Source organism: Streptomyces sp. BBFR25, assembly GCF_044590125.1.
Lineage (GTDB): Bacteria > Actinomycetota > Actinomycetes > Streptomycetales > Streptomycetaceae > Streptomyces > Streptomyces canus_D.
Genome location: NZ_CP172447.1, coordinates 460,833 through 473,408 on the forward strand (window position 1 = coordinate 460,833; position 12,576 = coordinate 473,408).

At 70.8% G+C, this 12,576-nt stretch carries 11 protein-coding genes; 9 read left to right on the plus strand and 2 right to left on the minus strand.

What is annotated here, in order from left to right; all coding sequences use genetic code 11:
• Window positions 1-80: 80 nt before the first annotated feature.
• The gene (locus tag ACGH52_RS01970) at window positions 81-1,010 is read right to left on the minus strand and encodes a carbon-nitrogen hydrolase family protein (protein WP_210975031.1); all 930 of its coding nucleotides are present in this window, start codon (window positions 1,008-1,010) and stop codon (window positions 81-83) included.
• Window positions 1,011-1,131: 121 nt separating this feature from the next.
• On the opposite strand from ACGH52_RS01970, the gene ACGH52_RS01975 reads away from it, so the two are divergent.
• The 3 genes from ACGH52_RS01975 to ACGH52_RS01985 all read left to right on the plus strand — a co-directional run bounded on the left by ACGH52_RS01975 (window position 1,132) and on the right by ACGH52_RS01985 (window position 5,049).
• Complete coding sequence (locus ACGH52_RS01975; protein WP_399937063.1) at window positions 1,132-2,043, plus strand: LysR family transcriptional regulator; 912 nt, start codon at window positions 1,132-1,134, stop codon at window positions 2,041-2,043.
• A gap of 101 nt (window positions 2,044-2,144) precedes the next feature.
• Window positions 2,145-3,506, plus strand: a complete 1,362-nt coding sequence (hisD, locus tag ACGH52_RS01980; RefSeq protein ID WP_121704417.1) for a histidinol dehydrogenase — start codon at window positions 2,145-2,147, stop codon at window positions 3,504-3,506.
• A 136-nt stretch (window positions 3,507-3,642) separates the two neighbouring features.
• On the plus strand, window positions 3,643-5,049 hold the full coding sequence (locus ACGH52_RS01985; protein WP_202977689.1) for an amino acid permease: 1,407 nt from the start codon (window positions 3,643-3,645) through the stop codon (window positions 5,047-5,049).
• Window positions 5,050-5,053: 4 nt separating this feature from the next.
• Here the strand turns inward: ACGH52_RS01985 and ACGH52_RS01990 are convergent, their stop codons facing one another.
• Window positions 5,054-6,052: a LacI family DNA-binding transcriptional regulator gene (locus tag ACGH52_RS01990; RefSeq protein ID WP_399937067.1), complete on the minus strand. Its 999-nt coding sequence runs from the start codon at window positions 6,050-6,052 to the stop codon at window positions 5,054-5,056.
• 219 nt (window positions 6,053-6,271) lie between these two features.
• Here ACGH52_RS01990 and ACGH52_RS01995 point away from each other — a divergent pair, with 219 nt between their 5' ends.
• The 6 genes from ACGH52_RS01995 to ACGH52_RS02020 all read left to right on the plus strand — a co-directional run bounded on the left by ACGH52_RS01995 (window position 6,272) and on the right by ACGH52_RS02020 (window position 12,521).
• Window positions 6,272-7,411 (plus strand): cupin domain-containing protein, encoded by a 1,140-nt coding sequence (locus ACGH52_RS01995; protein WP_399937070.1) that lies wholly within the window; start codon window positions 6,272-6,274, stop codon window positions 7,409-7,411.
• Between the two features lie 5 nt (window positions 7,412-7,416).
• Window positions 7,417-8,112 carry an alpha/beta fold hydrolase gene (locus ACGH52_RS02000; protein ID WP_238696883.1) on the plus strand — a complete coding sequence of 232 codons (696 nt, stop codon included), beginning with the start codon at window positions 7,417-7,419 and terminating at the stop codon, window positions 8,110-8,112.
• A gap of 45 nt (window positions 8,113-8,157) precedes the next feature.
• A complete protein-coding gene (gene hisD / locus ACGH52_RS02005; protein ID WP_399937073.1) occupies window positions 8,158-9,468 on the plus strand; it encodes a histidinol dehydrogenase in 1,311 nt (436 codons plus the stop codon).
• Window positions 9,465-10,244 (plus strand): SDR family NAD(P)-dependent oxidoreductase, encoded by a 780-nt coding sequence (locus tag ACGH52_RS02010; protein ID WP_399937076.1) that lies wholly within the window; start codon window positions 9,465-9,467, stop codon window positions 10,242-10,244. The genes hisD (ACGH52_RS02005) and ACGH52_RS02010 overlap by 4 nt, the downstream gene beginning before the upstream one ends.
• Window positions 10,241-11,005 (plus strand): HpcH/HpaI aldolase/citrate lyase family protein, encoded by a 765-nt coding sequence (locus ACGH52_RS02015; RefSeq protein ID WP_399937079.1) that lies wholly within the window; start codon window positions 10,241-10,243, stop codon window positions 11,003-11,005. Before ACGH52_RS02010 ends, ACGH52_RS02015 begins: the two co-directional genes overlap by 4 nt.
• A 148-nt stretch (window positions 11,006-11,153) precedes the next feature.
• The gene (locus ACGH52_RS02020; RefSeq protein WP_210975040.1) at window positions 11,154-12,521 is read left to right on the plus strand and encodes an MFS transporter; all 1,368 of its coding nucleotides are present in this window, start codon (window positions 11,154-11,156) and stop codon (window positions 12,519-12,521) included.
• Window positions 12,522-12,576 lie beyond the last annotated feature (55 nt).

Here is a 12,576-nt window from a genome sequence, read left to right on the forward strand (position 1 = left end):
GAATCGGTTCAACGTCACTATGAGGCTCGCTCTGGCCCATGACAACGGGCTTGCAGAACCCGGCTCGCCTGATTCTCATTTCATTGAATCGCTTCAAATCCTCTTTGAGGCGGACTGACCTGCGGGCGTTGGTCGGCCGGGAGCGCCCGTCGCCAGCGTTCGGCGTCGATCCGGCCTTGGTACAAGGGCAGTTCGAGTGGCGCCTGACCGGCTGTGAACGGGTCCCACACCCGTGTCAGGCCCGCCGTGCCCTGGGTGCGCACCCGGCGGGCCTCGCCCAGGTCGAGGACGTCCGTGACGATCTGGTCCGTGGCGGACTCGGCCTCGGCGCGCACCCGGCCCTCGGGGTCGACGACGAGGCTGCGGCCGATCCCGTCGGGCTGCGCCGCGTTGACGCTGGCCACGGCGACCTGGTTCACGATCGCGTTGGCCCGGGCGAGCACGAGTTCCTGGGTGCGGTCGACGGTCGGTGTGCGTACGAGGTTGAGGACCAGGTCGGCGCCCTGCCAGGCCAGGTGCCGGGTGACCTCGGGGAACCAGGCGTCGTAGCAGATGGACAGGCCCAGGCGCCCGCACCCGTCCATGTCGAAGACGACGAACTCCGTGCCGGACGCCGTGGCCTCGTACGGGCGCCACGGGAAGATCTTCCGGTACGCGGCGACGCGCTCACCCGCGGGCGAGTACACGGGCGCCGTGTTGTAGATCAGACCGCCCGCACCGCGCTCGTAGACACTGCCGGGCACGAGCCACACGCCCGTCTCGCGCGCGAGGTCCGCCAGGCGGGCGCCGCGGGGGCCGTCCAGCGGCTCGGCGGCCGCGGTCATCACCGTCGTCGGTTCCTCGTCCGGCCGGTGGCCGCACAGGTGCAGCTCGGGGTAGGCCAGCAGCCGGGCGCCCGGGTGGGCGCGGGTCACGCGGCGTACGTCCGCCGCGAACGCGTCCAGACCGTCGTCCGCGAGGTGATGGTGCGCGGCTGACTGGACGAGGCAGATCGACAGAGGGCTGGTCATCGGCGGGAGGTACCTTCCGGGCAGGGGGCGGCGTGCGGGGCCCGGACGAGCCAATCAGCCCGTCCCCCATCGGACAACCCCCCTATGTCCTGGGGCAGGCACAGGACTAGCCTGTGGCCGCATGACCCTCAACCAGCTGAGGGCCTTCGTCGAAGCGGAGCGGCTCGGGTCGTTCACCGCGGCGGCGAAGGCCATGGACATCGCCCAGGCATCCGCCTCCGAACTGGTGCGCCGCCTGGAGGCGGAACTGGACGCCGAGCTGTTCGTGCGCGGCAGTCGCACCCTCGCGCTGACCTCGGCGGGGCAGGAGCTGCTGCCCTACGCCCAGCAGTCCGTGGAGGCCGCCGACAGCGGTACGCGGGCCGTGCACTCCCTCGGTTCGCTCGGCGGCGGCACCGCCACCTTCGGCGTCCTGCGCAACGCCGACTACTACCTGCTGTCCAACCTGGTCCAGCTGTTCCACGCCCGCTACCCGTCGGTGCGGGTGCGGCTCGTGGGGCAGAACTCGGCGGAGACCGCGGCCGCCGTGGCGGCGGGACGCATCGAGGCGGGCCTGGTCGTGCTCCCCGTCGACGACGAGGACCTGCAGGTGACGCCCCTGCTGCGCGACGAGGTGTACTACGTCAGCGCGAGCGTGCAGCGCACCCGTACGCCGGTAACCATCGAGGACTTCGCCCGGGCGCCCCTCGTTCTGTACGACGCGCACTACGGGTGGCAGGACCCGACGCGGCGGCAGCTCGCCGAACGCGCCCAGTTCGCGGGCGTCCGCGTCGACCCGCTGATCGAGCTCGAACACGTGGAAGCCGCCCTGAAGCTGGTGACCACCGGGGTCGGCGACACGATCGCCAGCCGTGCCGTGGTCGACAGTCCGGCGTTCCCCGCGGGGCTGCACACGGCTCCCTTCGCCGACCCCCTCTACGACACCATCGCGCTGGTGCGGCGCCGGGGCCACCCGCTGTCCCGCGCCACCCGTGAACTGGCCCGCATCGCCGAGGACACCCTGCGCGAGATCCGCGTCGCACGCGGCCTGTGAAGGAGTATCCCCAAGGCGGGAAACAGGACAGGAAAACCCTGTGGATGGGACAGGAATCACCCATCTGGTCCTGTGGCGGAAGCCCGTCTAGCGTCCTCACCATGCAGATCACGCACGACGAAGCCCAGGCCCTTCCTCCCCTCCAGTGGCTCAAGAAGCCGTCCGTCGACGGCCCGCCCGCCCAGCGCGACCCGAAGGTGGTCGAGCGCGTCTCCGAGATGCTCACGGAAATCGAGCACAAGGGCATGGACGCGGTGCGCGCCTACGCCCAGGAGCTGGACGGCTGGTCCGGCGAGCTGGAGGTCTCCGGCACCGAGTTGAAGAAGTCGGGGGACGCCCTGCCCCCGGACGTCCGCACCGCCCTGGAGATGGGCTACGAGCGCACCCACCGGTTCGCCGCCGCCCAGCGTGAGCACCTGACGGACTTCGAGATCGAGCTCGCCCCCGGTGTGAAGGGCGGCCAGCGGTACGTGCCGGTCTCCCGCGTCGGGGCCTACCTTCCGGCCGGCCGGTTCCCGCTGCTCGCCAGCGCGTTCATGACGGTCAACGTCGCCAAGACGGCCGGTGTGCCCACGGTGGTGGCGTGCACGCCGCCGTCGGGCGAGCACGGCGCCCACCCCGCGGTGCTGTACGGCGCCTACCTGTCCCGCGCCGACCGGGTGTTCGCCCTCGGCGGCGTGCAGGCCCTCGGCGCCATGGCCTTCGGTCTGCTGGGCGAGGCGCCGGTGGACATGCTGGTCGGCGCGGGCAACGCGTTCGTCACGGAGGCCAAGCGGCAGTTGTTCGGCCGGGTCGGCATCGATCTGCTGGCCGGCCCCTCCGAGGTCGCGGTCATCGCCGACGACAGCGCCGACCCGGTGTGGGTGGCCGCCGACCTGCTGGGTCAGGCCGAGCACGGCCCCAACTCCCCCGCCGCGCTGATCACCACGTCCGAGCGGACCGGGCGGGCCGTCGTCGCGGAGGTGGAGCGCCAGCTCGCCTCCCTCGCCACCCGCGACATCGCCGGTCCGGCCTGGCGTGACTTCGGCTCCGTCATCGTGGTCGAGGACCGGGACGCCGCCGTCGCCGTCGCGGACGTCATCGCCCCCGAACACCTCGAGGTGCACACCGAGGACGACGACTTCTACCTGGAGAGCCTCTCCAACTACGGTTCGCTGTTCATCGGGCCGTGGTCCACCGTCGCGTACTCGGACAAGGGCATCGCCGGCACCAACCACGTGCTGCCGACGGGCAAGACCGCGCGGTACAACGCCGGTCTGTCGGTCTCCCGGTTCCTCAAGCCGCTCACCTACCAGCGGGCCGCGAAGGAGGGCACCGCGGCGCTCGCCCCGGCCGTCGAGCGGATCTCCGCCTTCGAGGGCCTGGCAGCCCATGGCGCGACCGCGACGTTGCGCATCGACAGGATCGGCCGTACCTCGGGTGCGTTCGACGACGTGCCGACCGCGCTGCGTGAGCAGCTCTGACCGCTCCCCTCACCGCCGGGCCGGGGGCAGCGACGTCATCGGCGTCCGTCCCCGGCCCGCCCTTCTTCCGGGGCCCCTCCGTTCCGTTCAGGCGCGGCCTGGCTCCCGGCCTGTCCCGCTCGCCAAGGATCCTCACATGAAACACCCCCCTCCCGAGCCGTCCCCCACCGCGGGCGCGACGCTCACCCAGGGCCTGAAGGGCCGCCAGATCACGATGATCTCCATCGGCGGGGTGATCGGCGCCGGTCTCTTCGTCGGCTCGTCGGCCGCCGTGGCCGCCGCGGGTCCGGCCGTGATCGTCTCGTTCCTGCTGGCCGCCGTCCTGGTGGTGCTCGTCATGCAGATGCTCGGCGAGATGGCCGTCGCCAACCCCGACACGGGCTCCTTCTCCACGTACGCGGACCGGGCGCTCGGCCGCTGGGCCGGATTCTCCATCGGGTACCTGTACTGGTGGTTCTACATCCTCGTCATCCCCATCGAGGCCATCGCGGCCGGGGAGGTCGTCGCGGGCCTGATCTCGATCCCGCACTGGATACCGGCCCTCGCGGTGATTCTCCTGCTGACGGGCAGCAACCTGCTGGCCGTTCGCAACTACGGCGAGTTCGAGTACTGGTTCTCACTGATCAAGGTCGTCGCCATCGTGGCGTTCCTGGTCCTCGGGGCACTCGCGGTGTTCGGGGTACTGCCCGGGTCCGACGCCCATGGCGTGTCGAATCTGTGGAGTCACGGCGGCTTCGCCCCGCAGGGTGTCACGGCGATCCTGGCCGGTCTGCTCACCGCGATGTTCAGCTTCCAGGGCAGCGAGATCGTCACCATCGCGGCCGCGGAGTCCGAGGAGCCGCGCGAGAACATCAAGAAGGCGATCCGCGCGGTGGTGTGGCGTCTGGGCCTCTTCTACATCGGCTCGATCCTCGTCGTGGTCTGCCTCGTGCCCTGGAACGCCGACGATCTGGGGGCGGGGTCGTATCAGGCGGTCCTCGACCGGATGAACATCCCGGGCGCCGCCCGGATCATGGACGTGGTGCTGGTGGTCGCCGTGTGCAGCTGCCTCAACTCCGCCGTCTACACGGCATCACGGATGCTGTTCTCGCTGGCCGGGCGCGGTGACGCCCCGGCCGCCTTCGCCCGGACCTCACCGCAGGGGGTGCCACGCAACGCGGTACTCGCGTCGACGGTCGTGGGGATCGCCGCGGTGATCGCCAACTATCTGCTGCCGGAGGTGTTCTCGTACCTCATCGCCTCCAGCGGGGCGATCGCGCTGATGATGTACATGGTCATCGCGCTGACGCAGTACGCCGTGCGTCGCAAGGGCGGGAGGCCGACCGAGGTACGCATGTGGGGGTTTCCGTATCTGACGCTGGCCACCATCGCCTTCATCGCCGGGGCGCTGGTCCTGATGGCCGTGCTGCCGGGCCACCGGCTGGAGTTGTGGCTCTCGCTCGGGCTTGCCGGGGTGCTGGCCGCCGTGGGTGTGGTACGGCAACGACGTGCCGCGGTACCCGCGACCGCCGCCGGCCCTGTACGCGCGGCCTCCGGGTCGTAAGGGTTCAGCGGGCCTTGGCGTGAGTGGCTCTCGAGACGAACTCGGTGGGAAGGACGAGGCGTTCGCCTTGGGCGTCGACCTCTCCGGCGATCCGTCGGGCCAGCAACCGGGCTGCCTGACACGCGAGTTCGCCCAGGTCGTGCCGGACGGTGGTCAGGCGGAACACCTCCCAGGATGCCATGGGCAGGTCGTCGAAGCCGATGACGGTGAGGTCGTCGGGCACCTTGACGCCCGCCGTGAGCGCGGCGTTGAGCACGCCGATGGCGACCACGTCGTTGCCGCAGAAGACGGCGGTGGGCGGTTCGGCCGCCTCGAGGAGGACGGGCAGTGCCGCGTACCCGGTCTCGTACTCGAACGCACCACGCACCACGCGGTCGTCCGGCAACCCGATGCCGCCGTCGGCCAGGGCCAGCCGGAAGCCCAGCTCCCGGTCGCGGCCGGTGGTGGTGTTGGCCGCGCCGAAGATCCCCGCGATACGGCGGTGGCCGAGCCGGATCAGCTCCCGCGCGACGAGGCGGCCGCCACCCTCGTTGTCGACGACGGAGGCGAAGTCGCCGGGCCGGCCGGTGTCCCGGTTGAGGAACACGTAGGGCATACCGCGCCGCTCCAGCAGTGCGGGCAGGCGCGAGTCGGTGGTGGCGGTCGCGAGGACGACGCCGTCGAGCGACTGGTCCAGCAGCTTCTCCTCGGCGACCGCCTCGTCGGAGCGCTCGGTGAGCAGCATCATCCGGTAGCCGAGCCGTTGCAGTTCGTCGTGGAGCGGCGCGACGACGTGCGGGTAGAACGGGTTGGTCATGTCGGTCACGATGACGCCGACCCGGCGGGTGGCACGGGTGGAGAGAGTGCGGCCCGCTTCGCTGGGTACGTAGTTGAGCGCCTGGGCGGCCCGTTTGACCTTCTCGCGGGTGGCCTGTGAGACACGGGGATCGTCCCGCAGGGCCCGGGACACCGTGGGCTGCGAGACACCCGCGAGTCTCGCCACGTCGTGACTCGTGATCGCCATGTCTCTCTCCTCGTCTCACCTCGCACCACCCGGAACCAGCGGTCCGGACAGTATACGTACGCTTTTCCGAATACGTATGTCTCTCTCGGCTTCCTTGATCGCGACTTGCCCGTCTTCTGCGCGGGAATTCGCTACGCCCCTCTTGACAGGACGCATCCCGGACGCCTGTCATGGCAATGCATACGTATTCCATCGTTGCTTCTTCGCCAGGGAGTCTCCATGCCCGATGTCGTCGTGTCCGCCCCCGAGCTGGAGCGCCGCACAGTGCGCCGCAGCGACTTCGTCTCCTGCAACCAGGCCTTCATCGACTGCCGTACGCCCGGCTCGGACCGGAAGGAGAACTACGCCATGATCGGGCCGGGCGTCTCGCAGTCCTCCGGCCAGCACGTCAACCTGCGGCTGCCGCACGGCTACAACATCGGTGCCGCCGCCATGCCGCACGGCATCACCAACAACCTGCACCTGCACTACACCGCCGAGGTGTTCATCTGCACCGCCGGCGAGTACCTGCTGCGCTGGGGCGCCGAGGGCGACGAGGGGGAACTCCTCCTGAAGGCCGGCGACATCGTCTCCGTGCCCACCTGGATCTTCCGGGGCTTCACCAACACGGGGCCGGACGACGGCTGGCTGTTCACCGTGCTCGGCATGGACCGCACCGGCGGCATCATCTGGGGTCCCTCGGTCCTGCGCGAGGCGGCACAGCACGGCCTCTACCTCAGTGCCGACAACCAGCTCGTCGACACCGTCGCCGGGGACGCCCTCCCGCCGGAGTCCGAGCGGGTCACGCCGATGGCCCAGGAGCACATCGACCGGCTGCGCCACTACAGCGCCGAGGAGATGAAGCGCCGGGTCGCCGCGGCCGACGAACTCGTGTGGTCGGACCATCCCTTCCTCGACAGCGGCCTGCCGGGCGGCGGTGCGCGCCTGAGCTGCGTCATCGGCTACGGCATGACCGAGGACCTGCACCAGGAGCCGCGCGTGTTCAACCCGCACGGCCACAACGTCGCCTGGTTGCGCGCCGAGCCCGGCCAGGGTGTCTCGCTCCACCGCCAGCAGGAGACCCAGACACTGATCGTCAAGGACGGCCTGTGGGAGGTCACCCTCAATCGCACCGACCCGGTCCCGGTGCGCCTGGGCCCGCGCGACATGCTGTCGGTGCCGCAGGGCGCGTGGCGCACGTTGCGCAACGTCGGCGAGGAGGAGGGCGACCTCCTGGTGGTCAACTCCGGGGACGGACGGGTTCGTCTGGAATGGGACGAGGAGGTCCTCAAGGCCGCCGCCGACGCGGGCCTGGGCCTGGACCACAACGGGTACGTCGCCCCGTACGCGCTGCTCCCCCGCTCCGCGCGGCGCTGGTGACCGGCGTGCCGCTGCCCCTGGTCGTGGTCCCCGGCATGCTCTGCGACGCGAGCCTGTGGTCGGACGTCGCCTTCCCCGAGGGCCACACCGTCCAGCATGTCGCACTGCGTCGGCCGGACGTCGGCGCGCTCGCGGACGATGTGCTGTCCGCGGTGGACGGGCCGTTCGTGCTTGTCGGGCTCAGCCTGGGTGCCGTCGTCGGGTTCGAGGCGCTGCGGCGGGCACCCGAGCGGATCGCCGGAATGTGCGTGATGGCGACGAACGCTGCCGCCCCTCGCCCAGAACAGCGCGTTCTGTGGCGCGAGTTGGACGACCTTGTCGCGGCCGGCCGGTTCGCGGAGGTGGTCGAGCGCACCCTGCCGGACATGTTCCCGGACCGGCGCCGGTCCACCGAGGACGCCGAGCGCTACCGCCGCATGGCGCAGGCCGTGGGCCCCGATGCCGCCCGCGCCCAGCTAGCCGCCCAGCCCACCCGGGAGGACGCGGTCGCGACGTTGCGCTCGGCGCGCTGTCCCTCCGTCGTCCTCTCGGGCAGCCGGGACACGCTCTGCCCGCCCGCCTTCCACCACACCATCGTCGAAGCCCTGCCCCACGCCCGTCTGCGCGAACTTCCCGATGCCGGGCACCTGGTGCCGTGGCAGCGACCGGACGCCGTGGGCGCGGCGCTGCGGGAACTGGTCGCCGTGGTCGCCGCCGCCTGAGGTCGCAATCCCCTGTCCGTCAAAAGCGAGTTGAAGAGAGCCGTCATGCCCCGATCCCTCAAGTCCCCCGTCCCCGCCGCCCAGGTGAGTGCCGCCCGAGCGGACGTCGCCGACCGGGTACGCGCCATCCTCGACGACATCCGCGAACGCGGCGACGAGGCGGTGCGCCAGTACTCCGAGAAGTTCGACACCTGGGGTCCGGAGTCGTTCCGCCTGACGTCCGAGGAGATCGAGCGCATTGTCGCCGGTGTTCCGCAGCAGGTCCTGGACGACATCCGGTTCGTGCAGGAGCAGGTGCGCACCTTCGCCCAGGCCCAGCGGGACTCGATGCTCGACGTCGAGATCGAGACGCTGCCCGGCGTCCGCCTCGGCCACCGGCACGTCCCCGTCGCCGCCGCAGGCGCGTACGTGCCCGGCGGCCGCTACCCGCTGACCGCCTCTGCCCATATGACGATCGTGACCGCGAAGGTCGCGGGCGTGCCCCGGGTCGTCGCCTGCACCCCGCCCATCCGGGGCGAGATCCCGGCCGCGACGGTCGCGGCGATGCACCTGGCGGGCGCCGACGAGATCTACCTGCTGGGTGGCGTCCAGGCCGTCGCGGCGATGGCCGTGGGGACCGAGACGATCGGCAGCGTGCCGATGCTGGCGGGTCCCGGCAACGCCTATGTGGCCGAGGCCAAGCGCCAGCTGTTCGGTGAGGTGGGCATCGACCTGTTCGCCGGGCCCACGGAGATCCTGGTGATCGCGGACGAGCACGCGGACCCCTTCGTCGTCGCCGTCGACCTGCTGTCCCAGGCCGAGCACGGCCCGGACTCCCCCGCCGTCCTCGTCACCACGTCCGAGGAGCTGGGGCGCGAGGTCGAGCGGCACATCGAGCGGCTGCTGCCGGGCATGCCGACCAAGGACTTCGCCGAGCCGGCCTGGCGCGACCACGGCGAGATCGTCGTGGCCGACACCCTCGACGAGGCCTTCGAGATCGCAGACTCGTACGCCAGCGAGCACGTCGAGGTACTCACCGAGGACCCGCGCCAGGCGCTGGACCACATGCGCGACTACGGCGCGCTCTTCCTCGGCGAGGGCACCTGTGTCAGTTACGGCGACAAGGTCATCGGCACCAACCACGTCCTTCCCACCCGTGGCGCCGCCCGCTACACGGGCGGCCTGTGGGTCGGCAAGTACCTCAAGACGGTGACCTACCAGGAGGTCACCGACACCGCTTCGTCGGCCCTGCTCGGTGAGGTGTGCGGGCGCGCCGCCCGTGTCGAGCTCTTCGAGGGGCACGCACGTTCCGGTGACGTCCGCGCCGCGAAGTACGGCGACAAGACGCTGGAGTGGAACGAGGGGGCCGGCGCATGACGACCGACCGCACCGGAGCGCCCCTCGCCGGGCGGACGGCACTCGTGACCGGGGGCGGCAGTGGCCTGGGTCGGGCCATCACCCGCTCGCTGCTGGCCGACGGCGCCCGCGTGGTGATCACAGGCCGCGGCGCGGACGCTCTGCAGCGCACCGCCGACGAGCTTGGCCCCGACGTCGTCCCCGAGGTCTGTGATGTGTCCCGCCCCGAGGACGTCGACGCGCTCGCCTCGGCCCTCGCGGACGACGAGATCTCGATCCTGGTCAACAACGCGGGCATCGCGGGTCCCGTGGCTTCGCTGACCGACATCTCGCCCGCCGAGTGGGACGAGGTTTTCGAGGTCAACGTGCGCGGTGTGTTCCTGATGTGCCGGGCGTTCCTTCCGGCGATGACCCGTCGTGGCTCCGGTGATGTCATCAACGTCGCCTCGGTGTCGGGCAAGCGGCCACTGCTGCGGCGCACCCCGTACTGCGCGTCGAAGATGGCGGTCATCGGGCTGACGACCACGCTGGCCGGCGAGGTGGGCCCCCTGGGCGTCATTGTCAACTCCCTGTCCCCCGGGCCGGTTTCGGGGCCGCGCATGGAGCGCAACTTCCGCCTGGAGGCCGAGCGCACGGGCAGCAGTTACGCCGAGGCGGAGGAGGCCTTCGTGTCACGTGCCGCCCTCGGGCGGATGGTGACCGAGGAGGAGGTCGGCGAGGCGGTGAGCGCGATGCTGCGGATGCGTGGCATGTGCGGCGCCGATATCGACCTGTCGGCGGGGATGGTGGCCCGATGACCGTCCCGCGTGTCCAGCGCCGCAGCCTCAAACGGCGCCTGGCGGAGGGCGATTCGCTGCGCGGCGTGCTGCTGCGGCTGCCCTCGGAGACGCTGGTGGAAATGGCGGGCGTCGCCGGTCTGGACTACGTGGTCATCGACTGCGAGCACGGGCCCGCGGACACGGCGCTGCTCCAGCATCACATCATGGCGGCCGAGGCCCACGGTATCGACGTCCTGGTGCGGGTGGGCACCGCCGAGCCCACGTTGGCGCTGCGCTGCCTGGACCTGGGCGCGGCCGGACTGATCCACCCGCACGTGGACGGCGCCGAGGACGCCCGGCGGGCTGTGGCCGCGAGCCACTACCCGCCGTGGGGCGAGCGGGGGTTCGCCACGTACAGCAGGTCGGGGCGGTTCGGCACGGTCCCCGCGGCCGAGCATGTGGCCGCCTCCCGCCAGACGCTGGTCGTCCCGATGATCGAGACACAGCGGGCGTGCGCCGCGGCCGACGAGATCGCCGGCACCGAGGGCGTGGACGCGGTCCTGGTGGGCCCCGCCGATCTGGCGGCGGACTGCGGCTTTCCCGCACCGGAGGCCGTGAACGGACTCATCCGGCAAGCCCACAGGGCGATCGTCGAGAACGGGCGAACGGTGATGACGATCGTCCCGCACCTCGAAGCGGCGCGGGCCGCCGAGGAGGCCGGAGCCCGGCTGATCGTCTTCAACATGGCGCAGGTACTGATGGACACCTTCGGCGCCCTCGCGCGTCCGTCCCGACCGTGACCCACCTTCGTCGCACCCGTCCGCACCCCTTGACGGCCCACTTCCGGGACCTTAGCGTTCAACCTCAATTCATACGTATGCACGCGAGCTTACGCGTGCGCACCGGTTCATCCGCACAGCCCTCATCCGCCGCGCGATCGGAGCAGCCATGTCCTCTGCAGCGCCACCCCGCACTACCCCCGCGACCGCCCCCGACGAAGCGGAGGGGCGGAGCGCGATTCGCCGGGCCATCGGCGCGGGCAGCGTCGGCAACTTCGTCGAACAGTTCGACTACGGCCTCTACGGCTACATGGCCCCGATCATGGCCCCCGCGTTCTTCCCCGAAAGCGACAAGACCGTGGCGGTGCTCGGGACGTACGCGATCATCGCGATCGCGTGCCTGGTCCGCCCTCTCGGCGGGACCCTCCTCGGCCGCTGGGGCGACCGGGTGGGCCGCCGGAAGACGCTGCTGTGGACCCTCGTGGCCATGGGTGCGTCCACCGCCCTCGTCGCGGTCCTGCCCACGTACCACCAGGTCGGCATTCTGGCGCCACTCCTGCTCCTGGCGCTCCGCGTGGTCCAGGGCGTCGTCTCCGGCGGCGAGTACGTCGGCGCGGTGGCCTTCATCGTCGAGTGGGCCGAGCCCGACCGTCGCGCCTACTACACCTCGTACGCCTCCAACAGCTGCTTCGCCGGCACGCTCGCCGGTGCCGGTGTCGCCGCGCTGACCAGCTGGGTGTTCGAGGGTCCCGCACTCGACTCGTGGGGCTGGCGCCTCCCCTTCCTGCTGGCGATCCCCCTCAGCCTGGTCGGCCTGTGGATGCGCAGCCGCATCTCGGAGAGCCCGGAGTTCGTGCAGGCCACCAAGGACGGCACCGATGTCGTCAAGTCCCCGGTGATCGAGGCTCTGCGGTCTCAGTGGCGGCCCATCCTCGTCTACTGCGGGATCTCCATCATGTGCGCGATCCTCTCCTACACCTGGGTCACGTTCTATCCGCAGTACCTGACGAACACGCTCGGCCTGCCCCGCTGGATGGGCCTGGCCTCCAACGCCATCTCGATCGCCGTCCTGATCCCCCTGCTGCCGCTGGCCGGCAAGCTCTCGGACCGCGTGGGACGCAAGCCGATGCTCATCACGGGCGCCGTCGCCTGCATCGTCGTCGTCCCGCTCGCCTTCTGGGTGGGAGACCGGGGCACCTTCGGCGCCGCCGTTGCCAGCCAACTCATCTACCTGGTACCGGAGTTCTTCCTCACCGGCATCATCACGGTCTGCGCGGCCGAACTCTTCTCCACCCGCACCCGGTTCAGCGCGAGCGCCATCGCGTACAACAGCTCATTCTCCGTCTTCATGGGGATCACCCCGTTCGTGGCGACGCTGCTGGTCGACACCTTCGACTCGATCTACGCCGTGTGGGCCTACCTGGCCGTCGGCGCCGTCCTGGCGCTCGTCGTCGTGACCGGTTTCATGACGGAGACGTACCGCAGCCAGCTGGGCGCGGACAAGTTCCACCGCCAGGAGACACCAGAGCCCGCCTGATCCACCGGCCGGCGCACCTGGTCCGGCCCCTCCACCCACTTCACTTTCTGCATAC